Origin of the sequence: Shewanella sp., from assembly GCF_047975355.1 — a bacterium.
In the GTDB taxonomy this organism is placed as follows: Bacteria; Pseudomonadota; Gammaproteobacteria; order Enterobacterales; family Shewanellaceae; genus Shewanella.
Window position 1 is genome coordinate 37,713 of record NZ_JBKEDJ010000004.1, and the last position, 24,105, is coordinate 61,817.

The following is a 24,105-nucleotide window of genomic DNA, read 5'->3' on the forward strand; positions in this document are numbered from 1 at the left end:
ACTCAGTAAAACAAAGAGGCTAATTGTACTGGAACTTCCCCGCTGACTAAAGCGCTATTCCCTGTGGATGCTTTGTATATTCATGAATAAAATTTCACAATAACAGTACGTTAGACTGCTTTCTTAAGGTTTGATTAGTTAAACAGACACTTCCAACCTTATGCCATCGAACGCCTTTTTGAGCTCAATATTTAGCGTTTTTAGTGAGTTAACTAAAAGGCTAACTGAATGGATGATTTAGTTGCTATGGGTCTGTGTGCTAAGACGCTCTTTTTCAATCACGCTAATGGTTCTTTCGATAAATCTCCTTAAAGCCTTTGGCGGTAGAAAAGGGGATTTACCCTCCTGATTAAAGCGTGCAATAAGGGTCGCGACCTGTGGTTGTTGAATGATGTCATCCACACTGTTACCCGCATCTAGCTGGGCTTCAATCAATTGTAGCCAGTCGTTGGTGTTTTGCTGAAAGCTGCGAAGTGATGCTTTATTACTTGGCTTACCATGCCCCGGCACGATAAGGCTATCTTCATCGCCGAGGTGTAAAATGTGGTTGATTGCTGCATTAAAGCCTCGTATGCCACCGGCATAAAATGTGGGGTGCCAGCTGTTATCGACAATATCGCCGACAAATAGGCTGTTGCTTTGTGGGTGAAAATAGATCCTGTCGGCGGCAGAATGGGATGAAACTTGGATGGTCACTATCTCTGCCAAGAATGGCTGCGCTGAGGCTAGGCTTTGTGTTGGCGCTAAGCTGGCACCTTGTTGGATAAAATATTGATTACCGCCGGTATGATCGGTGTGTTCATGGGTATTCAAGATAAACTTAACGGGTTTGCCATAGAGGGATTGGATGGTACGACTTAAGGCATCTAAGTGTTCATCCCCAGGCATAGGGTCGATAAGCACTAAGCCTTCGCTTGTTGATAGCACACCGATATTGGTTCCGTAGTCCACACCTTTCAACAGCTGTAGTTGATCAGAGACTTTTTCAACACTGATGGTATCGGCGTTGGCTGCAAAACAGTATGTAACAAAGACGAGGGGAGCTAATGCTTTATACATGTTGGCCAGCCTATGATTAAGTGTGAGTGTTGAAATCTATACGCATTATTAGCGTTAGTCAGGCGTCTCGCCAACTCTCACATCTGCTTAATTTGTGACAAATCTTATAAACCTATCGTATTATTAATATGTCGTATTGATAACAATTCGTATTAACCTTACACTATTGGGATTCTAAAAGAGGTAGGAACAATCCCCCATGGCGAAAATAAGTAATCGCTTCTGGTTTATGTTACACGGTTGGGTGTCTTTACCCATCTGGATTTTGTTCAGTTTTATCTGTTTAACGGGCACGGTGGCCGTGTTGAGTCATGAGTTGACTTGGCTGACCAACCCCGCAGCCCGTGCGCTCAATCCAGATGAGCTGCCCGCTAAACCCGTCGATGAATTAATGCTGGTGGTTGAAAAGGCCTATCCGAATGCGCAAGTGATGGGGGCGATGACCTTTGAGCCTTATTTAGTCAATGCGATTACCTTTACCGATGCCGATAAACCTTATGCTATCGCCTATGTGAATCAATATACGGGGCAAATTCAGCAGGTAAATGAAGGCCTAACCTTTATTGGCTTTATGCGCTCATTGCATGGTTGGCTATTGTTTCCTTGGCAGAGCGGTTACAGCGTCGGCTATTACCTTGTTTGCTCTATGGCCCTCTTGATGCTCGCCTCATTGGTAACGGGACTCATCGTTTATAAGCGTTTTTGGCGCAGCTTTTTTGCACCTAAATTGCGACTCACCCAAGGGAAGAAGACTCTATTGTCGGATCTGCATAAATTATCCGGCGTCTGGTCGATTTGGTTTATCGCGATTATGAGTCTGACAGGGCTGTGGTATTTAGTCCAAGCCATCTTCTGGCATGCCGATATCGATATTGAATCCCATGCGCCAATGATAGCCGCTGAGCAAGTGCCTTTGATGCAAGCTGGTGATACGCAATTGCCAAGTACCAATGTCTCTTTTACTGAGGCCTTAAGTTTAGCTAAGCAGCGCTTCCCCGATTTTGAGCCAAGTTATGTGATGCTGCCTGAGCATCAACGGGATATGTATCATCTAAGCGGTAGTGGCGATCATATTTTCTACGATCAATATTCCTATAATCTCAGCATTAACCCATGGACCGGCGAAATCGCCAGTGCTACCTCGCCAGAAACCATGACAGGTATGCAAACCTTAATGCATATTGCCGATCCGCTGCATTACGGCACGTTAGGTGGGATTTGGACTAAATTGATTTGGTTCTTCTTTGGGCTAGTGCTTTCGGGGATGTCGATCACCGGTTTTATGATGTGGGGATTACGCCATGTCCGTGCCTTTAAACAGGCCGAAAGCAAAGACTTAGCCGCAGATATGTTAGGGGAGGCACGCTAATGGCATCATCGGTATTTTGGTTAAAACATAAATACAAGCTCAGTGGTTTGATTTTGATTTTACCCTTAGTGTTTCTCTTTCAGTCGCTTAACCCGAGTTTTCCACCCGCGTGGCCGAGCCAGCAATTAGGTGAATTTAAAATCGCGCCTATGCCGTTAGATTTAAAGGCACCTTATAAGCACCACGATGATTACGTAAAAGATTTTATGTTGATCTTTGAACAGGGGAATGTGGCCCATATTCGCCAAGGTTATGCCAATATCGGCCCAGAGGCTCTGCCATTGGAAGCCCTACAAAAAGGTGAAAATGGGGTGTTGCATGGCAGCAAACATGGCCAGCATGTGCATGCGATTACTGGCGCTAAGTTAGCGGCAACGGACAGCTTGTGGGTGTCGATTCAAAATTGGCAGGGTGAATGGTTGGTTAGCCAATGGCCCGTACCCGAAGCGGTGTTAGTTCAGTAATACCGCTAGCAAATTGTTTGCAGTAAAACAGCCCTCAGGTGCAAACTGTGCCTGAGGGTTATTTTTTTATCGGATAGGCTGACTGCAAAGGATTGGATATGGAATTTACGAATGCAGAACTTGCGCTAATCGCTGCAGCGAAACAAAAAGTGCAAATGGCGCAGCGCGTACGTGTTGGGGTGATTATTTTACTTATCTTAGGCACGCTTACGTTGCTGGCAGGATTTTGGAGTCACCCTTACGCGATTTATATTGCCTTTGCGCTGGTGGTCTTTGCAGTAGCGCTACCTCAGTTTGGCCAAGGGCCCAAATATGAAGAATTGCTAGCCCTATTGCAGCAAAAAGCCGCTCAAGCCGATTAATCTGCACCGCAAGGCTAATAGCAAAAGGGCTAAGAGCGGTGCTAATGACAGCGCTAATAACCAAAGGGCTTTGAGCAAAATCTTAACTAGCCGAAAGTATTCTCTAGCCTGAAACCCCTTGTTACTTGTTCATCCCGTTAGCTAAAGCGCTTAACGACCGCCTTGTAGCGCCCTTACTCTTCGGGATAGACCTTTTCTTTAAATTCGCAAAAATCCTCAATAATACAACTGCCACAGCGCGGTTTGCGCGCCAGACAGGTATAGCGGCCATGCAGAATAAACCAGTGATGCACATCGACTTTAAATTCGGCGGGAACAACCTTTAACATGCGCTCCTCGACTTCGACTACGTTTTTACCGGGGGCGAATTTAGTGCGGTTTGCCATGCGAAAGATATGGGTGTCGACGGCGATGGTCGGCCAGCCAAAGGCGGTATTGAGCACAACGTTGGCGGTTTTACGGCCTACGCCAGGAAGCGACTCTAGCGCTTCTCTGTCTTCTGGGACTTCGCCATTGTATTTTTCAATCAAGATCTCACAGGCTTTAATCACATTGATGGCTTTGTTGTTATACAGGCCAATCGTCTTGATATATTCCTTTAATCCATCCACGCCTAAGGCATAAATGCTGTGGGCGGTATTGGCCACTGGAAACAGTTTATCGGTCGCCTTATTCACGCTCACATCGGTCGCCTGCGCCGACAAGGTCACTGCCACCAGTAATTCAAAGGGACTGGAGAAATTCAGCTCGGTTTCGGGTTTGGGATTGTTTTCACGCAGGCGGGTGAGGATTTGGATGCGTTTTTCTTGATTCATAGTGATCCTTGGAAGTAGTGGGTTTAACGCTAAACCCACTACTTAAGCTGTTATCTCAATAAGGGCTTAACTCACTTTGGTGATCCGTGCCCGTGTTACGCTTGGCTGCACTGCCGCTTGTGGTTGACGCTCTTTAAGCTTTTTATCGATAACGTTTTTCAGGGCGATAAGTAGGCCCATCACAATAAAGGCGCCGGGCGGTAACATCGCCAGCAGGAAGGGGGTATCGACTTGCCATACCTGAATCGTTAAGGCTTTTGCCCATGGGCCGAGCAGTTGGTCAGCGCCATCAAACAGGGTACCTTGGCCGAGAATTTCGCGCGTGGCGCCAAGTACCGCTAAGACTAAGGTAAAGCCAAGCCCCATCATCAGCCCATCAAAGGCGGCGCTAAAGGCATTATTACGGGAGGCAAACGCTTCGGCGCGGCCAATGATAATGCAGTTAGTCACAATCAGCGGCAAGAAGATCCCTAAGGACAAATACAGACCATAGGCGTAGGCGTTGATCAGCAATTGCACCGCCGTCACCAGCGCCGCAATGATCATCACAAACACGGGGATACGGATTTCCTTGGGCACATAGTCACGTACCAACGAGACTAAAATGTTTGAACCAATCAGTACCAACATAGTGGCGACGCCAAGCCCGAGGGCGTTGGTAAGGGTTGCCGTGACAGCTAGAAGTGGGCACAGGCCCAGGAGTTGCACTAAACCTGGGTTATTTTTCCACAGTCCTTGCCAGGCAATTTCGCGATAATTAGTCATGGTTGGCCCCACAATTCAGAGGTTGGCTGAAAATCTCTGCTTGATGCTGAGTAAAGTACCATACGGCGCGTTTAACCGCTTTCACATAGGCGCGTGGTGTGATTGTCGCGCCGGTAAATTGGTCGAAATCCCCCCCGTCTTTTTGTACTTGCCATTGTTTGTCATCTTCAGATTTAAGCACTTTACCAACGAATTGCGTCACCCAGTCTGATTTACGTAAATCGATTTTATCCCCAAGACCTGGGGTTTCTTGATGGGCAAGTGTGCGTACGCCTAATACTTCACCTTGGGTATTGATGCCCACAATCAACTTAATATTGCCGTTGTAACCATCGGGGGCGATGGCTTCTAGGGCGATAGCAACGGGTTTACCAGCAGCGGTGGCGATATAGGCGGGCATAGCATCGTCGGTGCCGAGCGCCTCTCTATCCTGCAACAGGGTACATTGCGCGGTCAGCTCATTGTCATGGAGCTCATCGGGGATCAACTGATGCAATACGCGCATCAGTTCCTGCTGCTCTTGCTGCTTAATTTTATCTAAGGTTTGTTGATTAACCACGGCCACTAAGCCCGTGCAGAGCAGGGCAAATAGGGCAAGCAGCAAACCATTTTTAATCATTGGATTATTCACTTTTATTCCTCAAGAATCTTTGTTCAAGCTCGCTTGATTCTTTTATGCCACAGGCCTAGGGCGCTGAATGGCCATAGGTGCGCGGACGCACATAGTAGTCAATAAATGGCGCGCACAGGTTTGCGAGCAGCACGGCAAAGGCGAAGGCATCGGGGTAGCCACCTTGGGTACGAATGACATAGACCAAGACACCAATTAATGCGCCGAAAATCAAACGGCCGCGCGGACTGGTCGCCGCGGTGACAGGATCGGTCGCAATAAAGAAGGCGGCGAGCATGGTCGCGCCCGAGAATAAATGGAACAGTGGGCTTGCCTGAGTATCGGGCGACAGTAAAAAGCCAATGCTCGATGCCACAAATAATCCCGCCAAGACGCCGGTACTGATATGCCAACGGATGGCTTTTAATTTAAGTAGCACTAAACCGCCAGCCAGATACGCTAAATTGACCCAAAACCAACCTACGCCAGTGCCGCCATCGAATATGCTTTTAGCCATACTCTCGGTGGTGGTGAGCCCTAGTGACAGATCGGTTTTGAGGGTATCGAGTGGCGTCGCCATACTGATCCCATCGATCCCTAAACGGAATTGCTCCATGCCACCATGGGCGCCGACATTGAAGATAAGTTGCAGGCTATCGATCACTGTTGGGGTATTGAGCGCAACCGTACTCGGTGCAATCCAACTGGTCATCTGCACAGGGAAGGAAACCAGCAGCAACACATAAGCAGCCATGGCAGGGTTAAACAAGTTATGGCCTAAGCCACCATAGAGGTGCTTAACGATAACAATCGCAAAGACGGTGCCCATTACGATCATCCACCAAGGCGCCAGCGGTGGAATGGCGACGCCGATTAAGATTGCCGTCAGCATGGCACTGTTATCGCTTAAACTCGCTTTAATACTGCGATTACGCAGTTTCATCACCGCGGCTTCACAGCTAAGGGCCACGACAATTGCCAGTAACACTTGAATAAGCGTGCCCCAGCCGAAAAAGGCGCATTGCACCACAAGGCCGGGTAATAAGCATAAAATGACCCGTTGCATAACTGTGGAAGTATGCAAGTTACGGGTGACATGGGGTGATGAGGCTATTTTAAACGCCATTGTGATCCCTTTTATCTAATCTTGAGTCACTGATTTTTAAGCTAATCATTTTTAAAGCACTGAGGTTAAAACCCGCAGTGCTATTCATTTGCGTCGCTGATCGCATTTGCTTCTCTGGCCGCTTTTTTGGCTTTCGCGCGGGCAACAGCAGCAGCGACCTTGGCCTTTTTCTCATCTTCGGGACTGAGTTGAGAGCTGAGAACAGCACTTGGTTCAGGGTTGAGTTCTGAGCCAGCTTCAAAATTAAGCTCAGGCTTAAACGTCGCATCGCTTGGTTGAGCTAATACTGGCTCGGTATCAATGCTTGGTTTGGCATCAACAGCCTCACTCGAATCAGTCTGTTGTGCTGCGGCCTTTTTGGCTTTCGCGCGAGCAACGGCAGCAGCCACTTTGGCTTTTTTCTCATCTTCAGGGCTAAGTTCTGAGTTGAGTTGCGTGCTTAGCGGCGCATCAGTTGGCTGAACTTCAGCAACTTCATTCGAATCAGTTTGTTGTGCTGCAGCTTTTTTAGCTTTCGCACGGGCAACGGCTGCGGCAACTTTGGCTTTTTTATCATCCATCTCAGTGTTAGCCGAGGATTCAGTCACAGGCATATCTGCGTCGACTTCAGGTGTTCCCTCATTGACATCTGAATCGGCCTTCATCGCTGCTTTTTTTGCCTTGGCCCGAGCAATGGCTGCGGCGACTTTATCTTTTTGCGATAAAGTCTCAGTCTGCTCAGAAGATACCGTTTGCTCAGAAGAGACTGCTTGTTGAGACGATTCTGCATCATCGGCCCCTTGAGCCGCAGCGGCGGCTTTCTTGGCCTTGGCTCGAGCAATCGCGGCGGCAACGGCCGCCTTACCCTTAGGCACCTCAGTGCTGTTTGCATCAGCCGCAACGACCTCGACCGGAGCGTTATCGGCAGTGGTTTCTGCCGCAGCTGCTTTTTTGGCCGCTATCCGCGCCATGGCTTCGGCGACGGCATCCTTATCCGTTGAGGTCATGGTCGCTTGGCGACGCGCAGCGGCTTCCTTAGCCTTGGCTTCGCGGGCGAGTTTTTCTTCCTCGAGGCGTTGAATTCGTGCCTCGAAACGCAGTTTGGCGCGCTCGGCTTGATGTTTTTCATCGGCGGCTTGTTTTAGCGCCGATTTAGCGATGCGGTAGTATTCCACCAGTGGGATATCACTGGGGCACACATAGCTACAGCAACCGCATTCGATACAGTCTTTAAGGTTGTAGCTGGCCGCCTTGTCATACTCTTCCGCTTTTGCATGCCAAAACAGTTGTTGTGGCAACAAGAGTGCAGGGCAGGCATTGGCACATTCGCCGCAGCGGATGCAGGCTTTTTCCTCTGGAGTGGTTCCCATCTCTTGACTACTGGGCACCAAAATACAGTTTGTGCCTTTTAAAATAGGCACTTGGATGGTTGGTAACGTATGGCCCATCATAGGACCGCCAATAATCACTTTTTGATCGGCTTCGGCGTTAAATTCAGTGTGTTTGAGCACATGCTCAACGGGCGTGCCTATGGGTAACCAATAGTTGCCGGGCTTACCGACATTTTGCCCGGTAACTGTCACCACACGTTCAATCAGTGGTTTACCTTGGGTCACGGCTTGGTGAATCGCAAAGGCGGTCCCCACGTTATGCACGACAATGCCAAGCTTAGCGGGGATAGCGCCCGAGGGCACTTCACGCCCCGTGATGATCTGAATAAGCTGCTTCTCACCGCCAGATGGATACTTGGTTGGGATAGCCGTCACCCGCGTGCTGCCCGCTGGGAGCGTGGATTGGCTCACCGCCTGTTGCATGACTTTAATCGCTTCGGGCTTGTTGTCTTCGATAGCGATCACGATGCGCTTGGGTGCTAGGAGGCGATGGATAATCCCAATGCCCGCCAGAATATCTTGGCTATATTCGCGCATTAAGCGATCGTCGGCGCTGATATAAGGTTCACACTCCACGCCGTTGATAATCACTAATTCGATTTCACTGACAGGATTGAGCTTAATATGGCTTGGGAAGGCGGCGCCCCCCATACCAGCAATGCCCGCGCCATGGATTTTGGCAATCATTTCATGATTGCTAAGCTCAATTGAGCCTGGCGTTAACTCGCACCAGCGGTCTTCACCATCGGCAGCAATCACGCAGGTATTGACCGGCAAGGCCGAGGCGTGGTTGCTGGCTCTTGGCTCAATGGCGACCACAGTGCCAGAGGTTGGCGCATGCACGGGCAAATGCCAAATCGAGGTGCCTTGAGTTAATGGCGTGCCTTTGAATACTTTGTCACCTACTTTGACCGCAAGAGTACAGTTTTCGCCAACTTGCGGCACAGGCACAAGATATTCCTGCGCTAATGGCAGTAGGCTAATTGGCGTGCGATTGGAGAGGAATTTGACTTCTGGTGGATGAATACCACCGTGTGAGCGCCAAAGGGTTCCTTTATCTAATTGATCTAATAAAGTCAGCACCGCTTATCCTCTCTTCTCTTCGTGCGGATTCTCTTGGATAAGAGTCACGGGAATGGCATTTAAGCGCCAGTTCCAGTTTTTTAGATTTTGGCCCACAGGGATCATGTCGATACAGTCGACGGGGCAGGGCTCGACACAGAGATCGCAGCCAGTGCAGTCTGCGGTGAGCACGGTATGCATGAGTTTGCCCGCACCGATAATGGCATCGACAGGACAGGCCTGAATACATTTAGTACAGCCAATACATTCATCTTCGCGAATGTAAGCGACTTTTTTGACTTGAGACTGGGCCTCGGCATTGAGCGGCTCTGGTTCTACACCCATTAAACTGGCGAGCTTTTCCATGGTCGCGGTGCCGCCTGGCGGGCACTTGTTGACTTTATCGCCATTGGCAATCGCTTCGGCGTAGGGACGGCAACCGGGATAACCACATTGACCGCATTGGGTTTGTGGCAGAATCGCTTCGAGTTCATCGACGATGGGATTACCTTCAACCTTAAATTTTAAGGCGGCAAATCCGAGTAATACCCCAAAGAACAATGCCAATAGGGTTAATAAGATAACGGCAATTAACATGGTGGACATCTATTTAACCAATCCTGTGAATCCCATAAAGGCCAGTGACATCAGGCCAGCGGTAATCATAGCGATGGCGCCGCCTTTAAAAGGCATAGGCACATCGGCAGCCGCTAAACGCTCACGCATCGCGGAAAACAGAATTAACACTAAGGAAAAACCAACCGCAGCGCCAAAACCATAGATAGCAGATTGAATAAAATCGTGTTTTTCGTTCACGTTTAACAGGGCAACCCCGAGAACGGCGCAGTTTGTGGTGATCAGTGGCAGATAAATACCGAGGGCGCGGTGTAACGCTGCACTGGTTTTTTGCACCACCATCTCAGTAAATTGCACCACCACAGCAATCACCAGAATAAAGCTCATGGTACGCAGATAACCGAGGTCAAAGGGCAATAACAGATATTGGTTGACGAGGTAACTGAGAATAGACGCTAAGGTCAACACGAAGGTTGTAGCCATGGACATGCCAATAGCGGACTCCAATTTGCTGGAGACCCCCATAAATGGACATAAACCTAAGAATTTCACTAAAACGAAATTGTTAACCAGCACTGTGCTGATCAACAACAGGAGATATTCACTCATCTGAATACTTGTCTAAACGGATCTTGGCCGTATTATCGACTTTTCCGTTTGCATAAACAACATATAGAATGCAGGGTTAACTATCTTTACTGTAAATTTGCACGCTCCGTTAACACTGCGCTGGCTTAAATTTGGTCAGTTAAGGTCATTGCCTGTGGTTGGGCAATATAATAGCCTTGCAGACCATCGACGAGGAGTTTTTCGAGGGTCAATTTTTCCTCCTGACGTTCGACACTCGTCGCGATAACGCGAATACCGATGCGTCTCGCCACATCCACCATCATTCGCACGAAGAACTTATTATTGCTGTCTTCATCGATTGATGACGTATAGCTACCATCGAGCTTAATGTAGTCTGGGCGCACTTCGCTGAAGAATTTGAAGGAGGTAAAGCTCATGCCGAATCGTTCGATCGAGACTCTCGAGCCGACACTGTGCACTTCACGGACGAACTTATAACTGGCGCCTAGATTGGCTTGCATGCCGGATTCGTTGATCTCAAACACTAGACGAGAAGCGATATATTTGTGTTTGCCGAGAACATCCCTCAACCAGCCGACAAACAACTCTTGGTGGGCCGAAAAAGCACTGATGTTGATGCCAAAATTGCCGCTAATGGTCGGATTTTCTTTAAGCATTTTTAATGTGCTGATCACCACCAGTTTATCTAATTCGGTGCTCATGCCATGGCGCTCGGCCATCGCGATGACTGTGGTGGTGGGTAAAAACTTGCCTTCGCTGTTGTAAAAGCGTGCCAGCAGCTCGCGATAAACCTCGACATCATTACGGCAAGGTTGAATGGGTTGTTGGAAAAACTTCAAGGCTTGGCGGGTGATTAAGTCGTTGATTGCCACTTTCCAACGGTCATCTCCAAACTGCTCATCGCCATTGAGTTTCTCTTGAATATGGAAACTGTTAGGGCCGAGGGTTTGCGCTATGCTCACGGCAGTGTCCGCCAAAGAGAGAAGGTTAACGGGGTCTGTGCCCTGTTGATAAGGCACTAAGCCCATGTGCGCCACAGATTCGGCTTTAGTCATCTGTTGGTATTCATCGAGGAACACTTTTAGCTGTTCTAAAAATTTAGGGCCGTCTTTTAACACTAAATCGGGTAAAAAGATTGCAAAATCGGCACTGGAGACACGGTAACACTCAGAATCCGGATATTTTGAACAGGCCTTACGAATACAATTGGCGACACTTACTAAATAATCATCACCGGCAGAGCGGCCTTGTAACTGGTTAACATGGGAAAGCTCAGTCGCTTTGACCATGGCTAACAGGCCGAGCTGCGGAACGCTGCGGTTACTAATATTTTCTAACTTAGTGGTAAAACGCGGGCGACTACCAAATCCGGTAATGGGATCCTGATAAGCCACTTTGTGCAGTTTCTGGTTTTCTTGGGTGAGGGCATCCATTTGCGATTTAAGCTGCACGCGACAGTCTTCTAGAGCCAATCTCACCGGCGCCATTTCGCCATTGAGCTTGGAAGACTCAATCGCAGAAAAACTCATTTCAGGAATGTGGGAAATATACTCGGCAGCATAACGGATGGAAGATTTTAATTTGTTGATAAGCAAGATAAAAATAACTATCAAAATGACGTAGGCCATTATCAGTATTAGGCCCAATTGCTGGGTACTATTGATAGCACTTTCTATCGCTTGATCGGCACTTAATTTTACCTGTAAACGACCTGCGGCCAGTTTTTGCGTATGGGATAAATCTAAGGCAAATAATCCTGCCACTGGGTTGGGGCCGTGGGGAGTGAGTTGGCCTTGGGTGTAATTGAGTTGTCCATCGGTGTCATCGATGTATTGAAAAAACTGCAGAGGATAATGCGCTGAAATATTTTGATAGAGTTCGGCACCATTGCCTTGCCACTGGGAAAAATTATCCAAGTATTGTTTGAAGTTATTGAGTTCTTGCTGTTGTTGCACTTGAAGTTGGTTATTTTCGTTGTGATAAATCCAACCAAACAGCCCTAAAAAAATCAGCAATAAAAAGATGGGATATGATTTAGACATCGCCATAAAAATCCGCTCTCTATGTGTCGAAGTATTGCGGACAGAATATTAAAGGAGTGCTCAGTTAATATCCCTATCTGCGTGATGATACTCAAGATTTCGGTTAACAAACAGATCACAGTGTAACTGTATTTGAGGCAAAACAGAAATGAAAATAGAGTCTTGTGACTGACTAGGATAACAGGGAATATTGCTTAAGGATAAAGAAAATGGCTCCCCTGACTGGACTTGAACCAGTGACATACGGATTAACAGTCCGCCGTTCTACCGACTGAACTACAGGGGAGTAGAGGGTGCGATATTGCTATCGACTTGAGATATCATCTTGAAAGTGGCTCCCCTGACTGGACTTGAACCAGTGACATACGGATTAACAGTCCGCCGTTCTACCGACTGAACTACAGGGGAGTAGATGATGCGATATTGCTATCGACTTTAACTTGTCTTGCGTTATTGGCTCCCCTGACTGGACTTGAACCAGTGACATACGGATTAACAGTCCGCCGTTCTACCGACTGAACTACAGGGGAATCGTGTTAACGCAAAAGTTTGATAATTAAGTGGCTCCCCTGACTGGACTTGAACCAGTGACATACGGATTAACAGTCCGCCGTTCTACCGACTGAACTACAGGGGAATCGTTAATTACCTAACTGTATCCTCACTTTTATCGAGATTGAAATGTGGCTCCCCTGACTGGACTTGAACCAGTGACATACGGATTAACAGTCCGCCGTTCTACCGACTGAACTACAGGGGAATCGTTTCTCTCGTCTCGATGACTCGTTGAGAACGGAGCGCATAGTAAAACGCTCTGTGGGATGAGTCAACTCGAGTTACTAAAAAAAGTGTAATTATGCTGTTAAGTGCTCATCTAATGTGCATCGTGGTGTAGAAATCAGCATTTTGATGAAGAAATAACTTATGTTTTCGTAAGATAGCGTGTACCCATCTTAAAAACTATTGTGATTTTTAGGTGAGGCCGAAAACATAAATAGACCTAGTCGGTTAAATTATCAGCATTAATCTGGCAGAAGACCCATTTGAAATTTTAAAAAGCTCGGTCTTAAATAGAGAAAGTGGAATTTGGTGGCAACGAATCGACGCTTTTGTGGTCAAAACGATTACGCAGCGTCACAATCAAAAATCCGGCACCAATCCGGTGAGCTTTAAAGTTCACACTTTAATTGAAAGTACATAAGCAAGTTTCTCACAACATTATCCCCATAACGACAGGTCGAAGCCTATCTTAGTTGAGCGGCCACAAAACGAATCGAGAGGTGATAACGATGGCAATGAGTCGATTAGAACAAGCGGAAGCGTTACTCGAGCAGCCTTTAACCTTAGAAGTGCTGCGTCAATACCGTGAGTTGGCTATGCATTTGGATGATCCTGATTTTCAAAAAATCCAAGATTTAGCCGAAATCCTCTTTGTGGTCGCCTCGACGGACGAAGCGCTTTTTGCTGCCGCGCTCGCAGAGGACTTAATTTAAGCACTGAAGAGTGGTCCTTCTATATTCAGGCCATTCTCCTTATATCAAGCCAATTTAAACTCACTCATGCCGATTAAAGAGGAAAACGCTGTCATTTTATGCTGCTAAGTAGTAGAGCTTGTATAACTGTCGGTGATGAATCAGATTTTATGCATGTTGCCGGCTGTAACAAGTAGTAACATTTATCAAATGTAATAAAATTACCAAAGACGATGAAGGGGTAAGCTAAAGGTTAAATACTCCTCAATCCCGCATGGTTTCTCGCTTATTTCGACTTATCAACAAAATCTGTGGATAACCCTGTGGGTTGCGGCTTGAAACAGGCGGCAAAGCCTTGTGGTACATGCGATGGACTTAAATTGCACTATTTTGGCGACAAAATTTTTAATACTTATTTTTCAAGTAGATAAAAATATCAAGACTTATCTTTTTCGCTGTTGAAATAGGTTGCAATTTTGTAAGCAGATGAAAGTCATCTCTTGTGTATTAATTTGGCATTTCTCCTGATTTTTAGGGCGTTTTATCGCCAATTTGTGTGTAAAAACCTCGTAGTCAAAAAATTTCACTTTCTTTCCATCAAACTGTCATTTTCATGGTTTAGGACAATGCTGAGCCTTGGTTATGTGAAGGATAACTGCTGGAGCTTAGTGGATGACTTGATTAGAATGGGGCGACTAACCACAAGGATATGTTCGCGTGTCAGAATCTGTTTTTCAGCTTGAATCCCAATTTGCCCCCGCAGGGGATCAGCCTACAGCCATTGCTAAATTGGTCGATGGTCTCGAATCTGGCCTAGCTTGCCAAACCCTATTGGGGGTGACAGGCTCGGGCAAGACCTTCACCATTGCCAATGTTATCGCCCAGCTTGGTCGCCCCACCATTATTATGGCGCCAAATAAAACGCTGGCGGCGCAGCTTTATGGTGAGATGAAAGAGTTTTTCCCCAACAATGCGGTGGAATATTTTGTCTCCTATTACGACTATTACCAACCAGAAGCCTACGTACCTGCATCTAACACCTTTATTGAGAAGGATGCCTCGGTTAACGCGCATATCGAGCAGATGCGACTCTCGGCCACCAAAGCGCTACTGGAGCGCAAGGATGTAGTCTTGATTGCCTCTGTATCGGCGATTTATGGTCTTGGCGATCCCGATTCTTACTTAAAGATGTTATTACACCTACGCCAGGGTGATACTATGGGGCAGCGGGATATCCTTAAGCGATTAAGTGAACTGCAATACTCCCGCAACGATATCGAATTGCAGCGCGGTACCTTCCGCGTTCGCGGTGAAGTGATCGATATTTTCCCTGCGGACTCTGATCGTTACGGTATTCGGGTGGAACTCTTTGACGATGAAATTGAGCGCTTAAGTGAATTTGATCCGTTAACGGGACAAATTGTTAAACGTATTGCGCGCACGACTGTGTACCCCAAAACCCACTATGTAACTCCGCGGGAAAAAATTCTTGAAGCGACAGAGTTAATTAAGCAAGAACTGCGTGAGCGTAAACAATATCTTCTCGACAACCATAAGCTGATCGAAGCGCAGCGGATCCACGAGCGGGTGCAATACGATATCGAGATGATGGTCGAGCTGGGTTATTGCTCTGGTATTGAAAACTACTCCCGCTACTTGTCGGGACGAGCGCCGGGCGAAGGGCCTCCAACTTTGCTGGATTATTTACCCGCCGATGGTTTGTTGATCATCGACGAGTCCCACGTTACCGTGCCGCAAATTGGTGCCATGTATAAGGGTGACCGCTCCCGGAAAACCACGCTTGTGGAGTACGGCTTCCGTTTACCCTCGGCGCTGGATAACCGGCCGCTGAAGTTTGAAGAGTTTGAGCAATTGATGCCGCAGACCATTTATGTGTCGGCAACACCCAATCCTTACGAACTGGAGAAGAGTGGTGGTGAGATTGTTGAGCAAGTCGTGCGGCCAACGGGCTTGCTCGATCCCGAGTTGGAAGTGCGCCCGGTCAGCATTCAAGTTGACGATTTGCTCTCAGAGGTGGCCAAGCGCGTTGCCGTCAATGAGCGGGTGCTTGTCACCACCTTAACTAAACGCATGTCGGAGGATTTAACCGAATACCTCGATGAACACGGCGTCAAAGTGCGTTATTTGCACTCGGACATCGATACCGTGGAGCGGGTGGAGATTATTCGCGATCTGCGCCTCGGTAAGTTTGATGTGCTGGTCGGCATCAACTTGCTGCGTGAAGGTTTAGACATGCCTGAAGTTTCCTTGGTCTGTATTCTTGATGCCGATAAGGAAGGCTTTTTACGTTCGGAGCGCTCGCTTATTCAGACCATTGGCCGCGCCGCGCGTAACGTGAACGGCAAAGTTATTCTCTATGCGGATAGGATCACCCAGTCGATGGCCAAGGCGATGGGTGAAACCGAGCGCCGCCGTGAGAAGCAGCACGCCTATAACCTTGAACACGGCATAGTGCCAAAAGGCGTGGTCAAGCGTATTACTGATGTGATGGATGTGGACGATGGTAGAGACACTGAAAAGGGCTATCGCCAAGCGTCACTGGGTAAAGTGGCTGAGCCTAAAGCGGAGCGCTATCAAGCCGATGCGGCGCAGCTGAGCCATGATATCGACAAGTTAGAGAAGCAAATGCATGAACATGCACGTAACTTGGAGTTTGAACAGGCGGCGGCATTGCGTGATGAGGTGAAACGTTTACGGGAGTTGCTGATCACAGCCTAACAAAATCTGTACCTTAGCTTGTTAGATGTAGGACTGCGATGCTAATCAAGCATATACCAAGGTTCACTACTTAATAAAAAGCCGCCAACACAGCAATGTGAGGCGGCTTTTATTGTATAGATTAATCAAAGTTGGAGGTATTAGCGCGACGTTTACTTTGCTAGTGTGCTTTGTTGGTACACAAACACCATAAGTGCGCAGACTAAGCCACAGATCAGGCCGACTAAATGCGCCTCGGTGGCCACGCGTGCACCAATCATGGCGGTCACATCATCACTGGCACCATAAAACTGTTCATGGCCGACTTTAACTAGCACACCGAGCAGCAGCAAATAACCTGAGCGGATTTTGTGGCGTATATCCTGCACTGCACCAAAGGTAAATAGGCCGTGTAACATACCGCTGAGGCCCACATAGCCTAAAAGCTGCGGATAACCTAGAAACAGGCCAATCCCTTCCAATAGACAGAGTGAGATGAAGAGCGCGGTTAATCCCTTAAGTCGGTAATGAAAGTGGTGTAAAAATAATATCACCCATAATCCCGCTAGGTTCATCAGCAGATGCCAATGATTGGTATGCAGCAGGTTACCTGTGATAAGGCGCCACCACTCACCGTCACTGATAGCGCTGCGACGATAGGCAAGCAGGTTATCTATGCTGGGTGTTGAAAGCCCTACAACATATAAAACTGCGCAGAGTACACTGACGATAAGTGCCAGCCAATAGGGGCCAAGTTTTTTTAACGTCAACAGTCTCACGCCTGCGGTTTACCCGTTTCAGTCGCCTTGTCGAGCGAGGCCATCACCTGCGCTTTATTTTGCAGGTAATCCTCTAAACCTCGTTTGCGAAGATGGCAGGCTGGGCAGTCACCGCAACCATCACCGACAATGCCGTTATAACAGGTTAGGGTATGGTGGCGAACTAAATCGAGCTGCTGATATTTATCGGCCAGCGCCCAGGTTTGCGCTTTATTCAGCCACATCAGCGGAGTGATGATCTCAAGCTTTTTATCCATGCCTTGCACTAGTGCCGATTCCATCGCGCGGACAAAATCGTGGCGACAGTCGGGATAACCCGAAAAATCGGTTTCGCAGACACCGGTAATAATCGCCTCTGCACCCAATTGATAGGCGTAAATACCCGCTAAGGTCAAAAACAGAATATTACGACCAGGCACAAAGGTATTGGGCAAGCCATTTTCCATCAATTCGTGGGAGACAGGGATCGCATCGCGGGTGAGGGCAGAAATAGCTAACTCATTGAGTAGGCTGACATCCATCACTTTATGGCTAGTGATCTTTAAACGCTTGGCGAGGGATTTAGCAACTTCAATTTCTTCACGGTGGCGCTGACCATAATCGAAGGTGATCCCATGGACTTCATCAAACTGAGTTAAGGCTTGAATAAGACAAGTCGTTGAGTCTTGTCCACCGCTGAAGACGACCACGACCTTTGAAATTGACGCTGCTGACATAGGATCCACTTAAATTGACACATAAAATAGGGCGTAAGTGTAACTCAGGCGCTAGGGCTTGAAAACTCTTTGCTGGGGCGTGGCGGCGGGCATGCGGCTCTTGGTATCACTATGTGTGAGGCGGTAAAAACTTGCAGCTGCAGCTAAAATCCTCTATAAATGCCGCCCCAGAAAAATGGAACGCTAGCATGAATTACCCAGTCAACGAAGTCTTTGAAACCATTCAAGGTGAAGGTGTCTTTACCGGAGTGCCCGCCATTTTTGTGCGTTTACAGGGCTGCCCTGTGGGATGTGCTTGGTGTGATACCAAACAGACTTGGGATCTGCTTGAGGAAAACAAGGTGCCACCCGAACAAGTGATCACCGTCGATGGTTCCGTGGGGCGCTGGGCTAACCATACGGCGCAGAGTCTTATCGAGGCGTTTCATAATAAGGGATATACGGCGCGTCATGTGGTGATCACCGGTGGTGAGCCTTGCATGTACGATCTGCATGAATTAACCCACACGCTCCATGCTGCCGGTTTTGCCACTCAAATCGAGACCAGCGGCACCTTTGAAGTGAAGTGCGATGCTGATACCTGGGTGACTGTCTCGCCAAAGATCAATATGAAAGGGGGTTATAAGGTGTTAGCGCAGGCATTGACCCGTGCCAATGAGATAAAGCACCCGATAGCGACCGAAAATCATATTGATGAACTCGATGAGTTGCTCAAAGGCATTGATGTGTCAGCGAAAACTATTTGTTTGCAGCCGATCAGCCAAAAAACAAGGGCGACGGAATTAGCGATGAAGGTGTGTATTGCCCGTAACTGGCGTTTATCGATTCAGACCCATAAGTATCTGAATATCGATTAATCGCCACTTAGCGCTGTGCACTTTTCTTTAACGCTCCGGAATGGGGCGTTTTTTATCAGCAAAATCTATAGGCTAGAGATATGGAGTTGAGCGAAAACAATGAGTTTGTAAAAGCTGGGGTGCTAGAGTGAAAACTTAGGGAATAAAGCGGTATAAAGAGTGAGATGAGAAAGAAGTGGTGGAGGGAGAAGGATTCGAACCTTCGAAGGCGGAGCCGTCAGATTTACAGTCTGATCCCTTTGGCCACTCGGGAACCCCTCCACATATTTTCTTTAACTTCTAATCTGACTCATCGAGTCTGATTTAAAAGTTATCTTAAATCTTGGCCTGATTTAAGGGTAAAGCAAGTTTACAGCAGACTAACGATTGACGAACTACATAAGATAAAAGTGGTGGAGGGAGAAGGATTCGAACCTTCGAAGGCGGAGCCGTCAGATTTACAGTCTGATCCCTTTGGCCACTCGGGAACCCCTCCACGAGTATCTTTTATAGCATCGCTAATTGTTAGTGCAAATGGTGGAGGGAGAAGGATTCGAACCTTCGAAGGCGGAGCCGTCAGATTTACAGTCTGATCCCTTTGGCCACTCGGGAACCCCTCCTCAATTGCGGCCGCCATAGTAGTCAGAAACGTTTGGCATGTAAAGTCTAAATATGAAAATTTTCCTAAAGTTCTGGTTCAACTGGTCGATTAACTAACAACGAGTTGTTTTAATGATGTTTTTTTATGCAAATCGATGTTCCTTTAATCAACGAAGCCCAAATTGGCTCCCGCTTAAATGCGGCAATAGAACACAACAGGCGAGGAGAGTTCGCCCTGTTGCTGTCGCTATTGTCTGCAGACGCGAGGGACATGGCGCAGTTTCAATGGCAAAAAGAGCTCGATAATGCAGAAAAATTACAACGTCAGTTCGAGTTACCCCCAAAGCAAGCACTTGTGGCGGATTTATCAACGGATAACAAGGTTATCGACAATAGTGCTGTTTTTGCCGAGCAAGGCGCGAGGGCGTTTCAGCTACAACAGGCATTGCGCCCAGAGGCATTAGTGATCCGCGGTGCTGAACCTATCGCCATGGCCGAAGCCTTAAGCAACTGTGACCTCACCACCCGGCTGCGTCAACGTGGGCAACTGCCGTCCCCTAAAGTAGAAGTGATGCATTTTGCCGATCAACTCGCGATTCAACGTAATCTTGTGCCATTGTTAGTGAGCGCCTAATACTATCTTCCATGAAACGTTGTTGACCAAATTGCCGTCAACTGAATCGCTACACCATAATAAGCGTGAGCTAAAGCTGAGTCTCTCCGTCCACAGTTACCTATAATAAGAAGTTAACGATGCAGGTTTAAGCTGACATATCACCTTTAAATCCTGTCATATGGCAATCAAAGAGGAAAACGAGATGAAAGGTATCATTGCAGGACAAGCGACTACAGTGAATGACACATGCACCGATTGCGGCAGTTTTGTGGACATAGGCGCTGTGATTGACGAACAGGATACTGTGCTAGAACTCTCTTTTGCTGGTGCGCAGGCACTAGCCGAAGCCAGCGAGATGATGAAACGGGCCCAAGCGCGCTTTAACCACACTCAAGGAAGTATTGCTCAGGATGAAGCGGGCGCTACTCTCAAGCTTGTTTTCGATGTGAGTGTCGAAAAAATGATTTTCCAATTAGAGAATGGCTTGTAACTCAATGAAATGTGAGATAAGTCAGAGTTAATTTGTAATAAATTGTGGCCGATGTTGCTGTTTAAAATATAGATAGTGTAATCTGCATCAACAAAAATAATAATGATAAATCGGCTCCATTAACCCGCCGACACATTGGCGTGTTAGTCGCAGCAGTATCGTTTTACCCAACACGAAGTTTTGTAGGGATCAGAGTGAAGCGACGTCAACATCAGCATTTAGTAGAGTCTTTAGTGCATTCCACGGCTAAACAGCAGGGGGATTTTACTAAGACGGCAGAGTTAGCGACTGAGTTACTTTACCAAAATTTAGCCGTTTCTCTGGTCTCGGTATGGATTTTTTCAACCGATCAATCCACCCAGTCATTAGCAGCGCAATTTGGCGCCATGGCATTACAAGACACCTATCGCCCTTCGCAGTTACAGGCTCTGCCGCACTATTTAGATGAACTCAAAAGCCATAGACACATTGATGCGGGTAACACGCTAATCGATCCGCGTTTGACTGAGTTAGTCGATAACTACTTTATTCCACGGCAGATTTTATCCAGCCTCGAGATTGGCATCCGCATTAACGGCCATCTCGAAGGTGTACTCTGCCTTGAACGTGGGCAACTGACCCACCATTGGCACGATAGCGAAATCCATCTTGCCTGCCAAATGGCTGATCAGCTGGCCTTAACGCTAGCCACCAAACATACCTATGATAAAGAAGAACGCCTAAGCCTATTTCGCTGTGCAACCGAGCAATCGCGTCAGATGAGCATGCTGATTAACCTGCACACCGAAAAAGTGGAATACGTCAACCAAGCTCACGCAGAAATAACGGGCTTAGCGCGAGAAAAAAGCATAGGCGCCAATTTACGCGAGTTAAGTTTTTTTAAGCAACACAATGAATTAGCCGAACAAACGCTCGCGCAGATCTTCAGAGGTGAGCAGGCCAAAGGCGAAGTGCAATTCAATCGAGCCGATGGCAGTCGATACTGGCTAAAATATGTAGTCAGCCAATTTATCACCGATCGCGGCAATCATTATGCCCTTGTCTCGGGCGAAGAAAGCACGGATGAGCACAACTATAAGGCGGAACTGGAGCGTTTAGCTTGGCGTTGCAGTCTCACTGGGCTGAATAATCGCAGTCACTTTAATCGAGTATTAGAGAAAACTACCAAAGGACTATTGCTGCTGGTCGATTTAGTCGCTTTTAAACGATTTAACGATACCTACGGCCATGAAAATGGCGACAGTTTGCTGATTGAAATTGGCAGGCGCTTAAAACATTTTTCGGAAATCAATAAGGCGACCGAAATCGCCCGTGTCGGCAGTGACGAATTTGCCGTGTTACTCACCGATGATAATGCGGTTTACGATCTCGATTATTTTAGTACCCGTCTCTATCAGCATTTAGCCATGCCGATTTTAATTGGTCGTGAGCAAATTGAGCCTAAACCCGCGCTGGCGGTAGTCGATATTGCCTCGGTGGCGAATCTGTTCGCGCCGCTGACCTGCGCCGATATTGCAGTGCAATATGCTAAGAAGAAAAAGGGCACGGCCATTCAAGTGTTTAACAGCACTTTGCTTAGTGCCTTTAAGGAAGATGCGCAAATTGAGCGCGATTTACATAGCGCGATTCGCGGCCGTCAGTTTGAACTGTATTATCAGCCCTTAAGGGATCTGGAGCAGCAAACCTATATTGGCGCCGAAGCCTTGATCCGCTGGCATCACCCGAAAAAAGGTGTGCTTTATCCCGGCGCTTTTATCGATATCGCCGAGCAATCGGGAATGATCAATGCCATTGGCAGCTGGGTGCTTGAAGCCGCATGTCGACAATTAAATATTTGGCAGCACCACAATGCCGATTTAAGCATGCATGTTAATGTGTCGGCGCGGCAGTTTTTTAGCGGCAACCTGTATGAGCAAGTGTGGCAATTGCTCACTCGCTATCGTTTAAAGCCAAAAACCTTGATCCTCGAAATTACTGAAACGGAGTTAATGGGCGATATCCGCCATGCAACGCTTTTATGTCAGGAATTGGCGGAGCTGGGTGTTGGGCTGGCCATCGATGATTTCGGAACGGGTTACAGCTCAATGCGTTATCTTAAACAGTTCCCGATCAGTAAGTTAAAAATCGACCGTTCCTTTATCTCCGATTTAACCATCAGTCGTGAAAGCCAAGAAATTGTGTCGGCCATTATCGCGATGGCGAGCGCGCTCAATATTTCCTTGACCGCAGAAGGGGTTGAAACCGCCGAGCAGGAAGCGTTTTTGGCCAAGAGTTTTTGCCATCAGGCACAGGGATATTTATACAGTCCAGCACTGCGGGAACCTGAATTTGCTCAATTCCTCCTGGCAGCAAAAGAACCTAATCTTGTGACGCACTAAATATTCAGATTAGCGTTTCAGATGATATAAAAGCAAAAGGCAATCAAACGATTGCCTTTTGTTTTTATATGCAGGTGTATTGCTAACGCTTTAAACAGCACTGTTTAAACTTCTTACCGCTATGGCAGACACAAGGATCATTTCGCCCCGGCAGTTTGGCATGCATTTGATGGCCCTCAGTGTAATACCAGCGGCCTTGCTCGAAGATAAACTCGGAGCGCTCATAAATCGCATCAATATCGCTGCTCAGTTTATACCAGGCTTTGAAGGTCACTGTGCCATGCTTGCTGTTATCGGGATGTATGGTTTCATCGGCGGATAACACATCGAGCCCTAACCATTGGGGATGCGGACCTTGTTGAAGTTGCTCAAGGGTCAAGTCATTGAGAAAGTCTGCATGGTGGGTTTTGATAACGTAATCAAAATTTTTCAACACAAATGCACAGTAGCGAGAGCGCATCAATTGTTCAGGACTTTTCGCTAATTGCTCGCCGGAATCGAGCCCTAGATGCAGTGTTTGACAACAATCTTGATAGGTTTTTTGGCTGCCACAGGGACAGATTTTATCGGGTGTCATATTCATAATGCTTTAAAATATAATCAATTACTGCTTTTCTTTTGGCTATCAGGTAACGGAGGGAACTGACGGCCATAGTAAAGATTGGGTACAGGTTTGGCATTCAAATAGAAACTTGGCTCTGCACGGTTGTTCATATCCAGCGTAACGTTCCAGCGGTGTTGAGAGTCTTTTTGAGTGCCAATCACAAATTTACCTGCAAATTCACTCACAGGTTCACCGGTCTCTTCTGCGGGATAAAAGCGCACTAGATAATAGCCAGTATCGAACGCGCTATTGCCAGATAACTTACGGTTAAGCACCCGAAAATCGATATCGATTCGGGCCTTTTTATTGCGGATTTTATCGAAAAATCGCTGGTAAATAGCAACGATACTCTCGCGGCCATAATAGATTTCTTTACTTTGACTTTCAGAGAGATAGCTTGCATCTTTCGCATAGATTTCTGCGGTAACTTCGGGGTCAAGCTCGGTAAATGCTTTAGTGAACAGCGGATAATTGGCATTGATCAGCTGATCGGTAGTCGTGGTAGTTTTGGCTTTTGTGGGAGTAGCAAAGCTTGGAAGCGACAATAGGCATATCAGGGCTAGCAGCAAAAATCTCATTACATTATTCTAATCAAGCATTCATGGCGCCACTATAATGGAGGTGCCCGCTGAACTAAAGAGTTGAATGTTTACAAAGTGTGTTTCTGTTCTAAAAGTGCACACTA

22 protein-coding genes and 8 tRNA genes are annotated in these 24,105 nt (G+C 47.3%); 9 read left to right on the top strand and 21 right to left on the bottom strand.

Annotation, left to right across the window (positions count from 1 at the left end):
* Window positions 1-237 precede the first annotated feature (237 nt).
* A complete protein-coding gene (locus ACK5NH_RS01360) occupies window positions 238-1,059 on the bottom strand; it encodes an MBL fold metallo-hydrolase (protein WP_416917484.1) in 822 nt (273 codons plus the stop codon).
* Window positions 1,060-1,258: 199 nt separating this feature from the next.
* On the opposite strand from ACK5NH_RS01360, the gene ACK5NH_RS01365 reads away from it, so the two are divergent.
* The 3 genes from ACK5NH_RS01365 (at window position 1,259) to ACK5NH_RS01375 (ending at window position 3,254) form a co-directional block, all read left to right on the top strand.
* Entirely contained in the window at window positions 1,259-2,428 is a 1,170-nt protein-coding gene (locus tag ACK5NH_RS01365; protein ID WP_416917485.1) for a PepSY-associated TM helix domain-containing protein, read from the top strand.
* On the top strand, window positions 2,428-2,892 hold the full coding sequence (locus tag ACK5NH_RS01370) for a hypothetical protein (protein ID WP_416917486.1): 465 nt from the start codon (window positions 2,428-2,430) through the stop codon (window positions 2,890-2,892). The genes ACK5NH_RS01365 and ACK5NH_RS01370 overlap by 1 nt, the downstream gene beginning before the upstream one ends.
* A gap of 98 nt (window positions 2,893-2,990) precedes the next feature.
* On the top strand, window positions 2,991-3,254 hold the full coding sequence (locus ACK5NH_RS01375) for a hypothetical protein (protein WP_416917487.1): 264 nt from the start codon (window positions 2,991-2,993) through the stop codon (window positions 3,252-3,254).
* 173 nt (window positions 3,255-3,427) lie between these two features.
* Here ACK5NH_RS01375 and nth read toward each other — a convergent pair whose 3' ends face one another.
* The 13 genes from nth to ACK5NH_RS01440 form a co-directional block, all read right to left on the bottom strand.
* Entirely contained in the window at window positions 3,428-4,069 is a 642-nt protein-coding gene (nth, locus tag ACK5NH_RS01380; RefSeq protein WP_416917488.1) for an endonuclease III, read from the bottom strand.
* A 66-nt stretch (window positions 4,070-4,135) separates the two neighbouring features.
* A complete protein-coding gene (locus ACK5NH_RS01385; protein ID WP_416917489.1) occupies window positions 4,136-4,834 on the bottom strand; it encodes an electron transport complex subunit E in 699 nt (232 codons plus the stop codon).
* Window positions 4,827-5,465, bottom strand: coding sequence for an electron transport complex subunit RsxG (gene rsxG / locus ACK5NH_RS01390; protein WP_416917490.1), 639 nt, complete (start codon window positions 5,463-5,465; stop codon window positions 4,827-4,829). The genes ACK5NH_RS01385 and rsxG overlap by 8 nt, the downstream gene beginning before the upstream one ends.
* A gap of 55 nt (window positions 5,466-5,520) precedes the next feature.
* Complete coding sequence (gene rsxD, locus ACK5NH_RS01395; protein ID WP_416917491.1) at window positions 5,521-6,570, bottom strand: electron transport complex subunit RsxD; 1,050 nt, start codon at window positions 6,568-6,570, stop codon at window positions 5,521-5,523.
* 80 nt (window positions 6,571-6,650) lie between these two features.
* Entirely contained in the window at window positions 6,651-9,023 is a 2,373-nt protein-coding gene (rsxC, locus tag ACK5NH_RS01400; protein WP_416917492.1) for an electron transport complex subunit RsxC, read from the bottom strand.
* Between the two features lie 3 nt (window positions 9,024-9,026).
* Window positions 9,027-9,608 carry an electron transport complex subunit RsxB gene (gene rsxB / locus ACK5NH_RS01405; RefSeq protein ID WP_416917493.1) on the bottom strand — a complete coding sequence of 194 codons (582 nt, stop codon included), beginning with the start codon at window positions 9,606-9,608 and terminating at the stop codon, window positions 9,027-9,029.
* Window positions 9,609-10,187 carry an electron transport complex subunit RsxA gene (gene rsxA / locus ACK5NH_RS01410; protein WP_011622827.1) on the bottom strand — a complete coding sequence of 193 codons (579 nt, stop codon included), beginning with the start codon at window positions 10,185-10,187 and terminating at the stop codon, window positions 9,609-9,611.
* A gap of 125 nt (window positions 10,188-10,312) precedes the next feature.
* Window positions 10,313-12,217 carry an EAL domain-containing protein gene (locus ACK5NH_RS01415; RefSeq protein ID WP_416917494.1) on the bottom strand — a complete coding sequence of 635 codons (1,905 nt, stop codon included), beginning with the start codon at window positions 12,215-12,217 and terminating at the stop codon, window positions 10,313-10,315.
* Window positions 12,218-12,421: 204 nt separating this feature from the next.
* Window positions 12,422-12,497: transfer RNA gene (locus ACK5NH_RS01420), tRNA-Asn, on the bottom strand.
* 46 nt (window positions 12,498-12,543) lie between these two features.
* Window positions 12,544-12,619: transfer RNA gene (locus ACK5NH_RS01425), tRNA-Asn, on the bottom strand.
* Window positions 12,620-12,665: 46 nt separating this feature from the next.
* Window positions 12,666-12,741, bottom strand: a tRNA-Asn gene (locus ACK5NH_RS01430).
* Between the two features lie 31 nt (window positions 12,742-12,772).
* Window positions 12,773-12,848, bottom strand: a tRNA-Asn gene (locus ACK5NH_RS01435).
* A gap of 47 nt (window positions 12,849-12,895) precedes the next feature.
* Window positions 12,896-12,971: transfer RNA gene (locus ACK5NH_RS01440), tRNA-Asn, on the bottom strand.
* Window positions 12,972-13,500: 529 nt separating this feature from the next.
* On the opposite strand from ACK5NH_RS01440, the gene ACK5NH_RS01445 reads away from it, so the two are divergent.
* Both ACK5NH_RS01445 and uvrB read left to right on the top strand, forming a co-directional pair.
* Complete coding sequence (locus ACK5NH_RS01445; protein ID WP_416917495.1) at window positions 13,501-13,704, top strand: hypothetical protein; 204 nt, start codon at window positions 13,501-13,503, stop codon at window positions 13,702-13,704.
* A gap of 696 nt (window positions 13,705-14,400) precedes the next feature.
* Entirely contained in the window at window positions 14,401-16,422 is a 2,022-nt protein-coding gene (gene uvrB, locus ACK5NH_RS01450; RefSeq protein WP_416917496.1) for an excinuclease ABC subunit UvrB, read from the top strand.
* 152 nt (window positions 16,423-16,574) lie between these two features.
* Here uvrB and rrtA read toward each other — a convergent pair whose 3' ends face one another.
* Window positions 16,575-17,180 (bottom strand): rhombosortase, encoded by a 606-nt coding sequence (gene rrtA / locus ACK5NH_RS01455; protein WP_416917497.1) that lies wholly within the window; start codon window positions 17,178-17,180, stop codon window positions 16,575-16,577.
* A complete protein-coding gene (queC, locus tag ACK5NH_RS01460; RefSeq protein WP_416917498.1) occupies window positions 17,177-17,896 on the bottom strand; it encodes a 7-cyano-7-deazaguanine synthase QueC in 720 nt (239 codons plus the stop codon). Before queC ends, rrtA begins: the two co-directional genes overlap by 4 nt.
* 188 nt (window positions 17,897-18,084) lie before the next feature.
* On the opposite strand from queC, the gene queE reads away from it, so the two are divergent.
* Window positions 18,085-18,753, top strand: a complete 669-nt coding sequence (gene queE / locus ACK5NH_RS01465) for a 7-carboxy-7-deazaguanine synthase QueE (RefSeq protein ID WP_416917499.1) — start codon at window positions 18,085-18,087, stop codon at window positions 18,751-18,753.
* Window positions 18,754-18,929: 176 nt separating this feature from the next.
* On the opposite strand, the gene ACK5NH_RS01470 is transcribed toward queE, so the two are convergent.
* From ACK5NH_RS01470 to ACK5NH_RS01480, 3 genes are all read right to left on the bottom strand, one after another.
* Window positions 18,930-19,014, bottom strand: a tRNA-Tyr gene (locus tag ACK5NH_RS01470).
* Between the two features lie 129 nt (window positions 19,015-19,143).
* Window positions 19,144-19,228, bottom strand: a tRNA-Tyr gene (locus ACK5NH_RS01475).
* Window positions 19,229-19,267: 39 nt separating this feature from the next.
* Window positions 19,268-19,352, bottom strand: a tRNA-Tyr gene (locus ACK5NH_RS01480).
* Between the two features lie 125 nt (window positions 19,353-19,477).
* On the opposite strand from ACK5NH_RS01480, the gene ACK5NH_RS01485 reads away from it, so the two are divergent.
* From ACK5NH_RS01485 to ACK5NH_RS01495, 3 genes are all read left to right on the top strand, one after another.
* Window positions 19,478-19,966, top strand: coding sequence for a VC2046/SO_2500 family protein (locus ACK5NH_RS01485; protein WP_416917500.1), 489 nt, complete (start codon window positions 19,478-19,480; stop codon window positions 19,964-19,966).
* Between the two features lie 184 nt (window positions 19,967-20,150).
* A complete protein-coding gene (locus ACK5NH_RS01490) occupies window positions 20,151-20,438 on the top strand; it encodes a DUF406 family protein (RefSeq protein WP_416917501.1) in 288 nt (95 codons plus the stop codon).
* Window positions 20,439-20,632: 194 nt separating this feature from the next.
* The gene (locus tag ACK5NH_RS01495; RefSeq protein WP_416917502.1) at window positions 20,633-22,816 is read left to right on the top strand and encodes a putative bifunctional diguanylate cyclase/phosphodiesterase; all 2,184 of its coding nucleotides are present in this window, start codon (window positions 20,633-20,635) and stop codon (window positions 22,814-22,816) included.
* A gap of 82 nt (window positions 22,817-22,898) precedes the next feature.
* Here the strand turns inward: ACK5NH_RS01495 and ACK5NH_RS01500 are convergent, their stop codons facing one another.
* A complete protein-coding gene (locus tag ACK5NH_RS01500; protein WP_416917503.1) occupies window positions 22,899-23,393 on the bottom strand; it encodes a YchJ family protein in 495 nt (164 codons plus the stop codon).
* Window positions 23,394-23,416: 23 nt separating this feature from the next.
* Window positions 23,417-23,998, bottom strand: coding sequence for a YybH family protein (locus tag ACK5NH_RS01505; RefSeq protein WP_416917504.1), 582 nt, complete (start codon window positions 23,996-23,998; stop codon window positions 23,417-23,419).
* Window positions 23,999-24,105 lie beyond the last annotated feature (107 nt).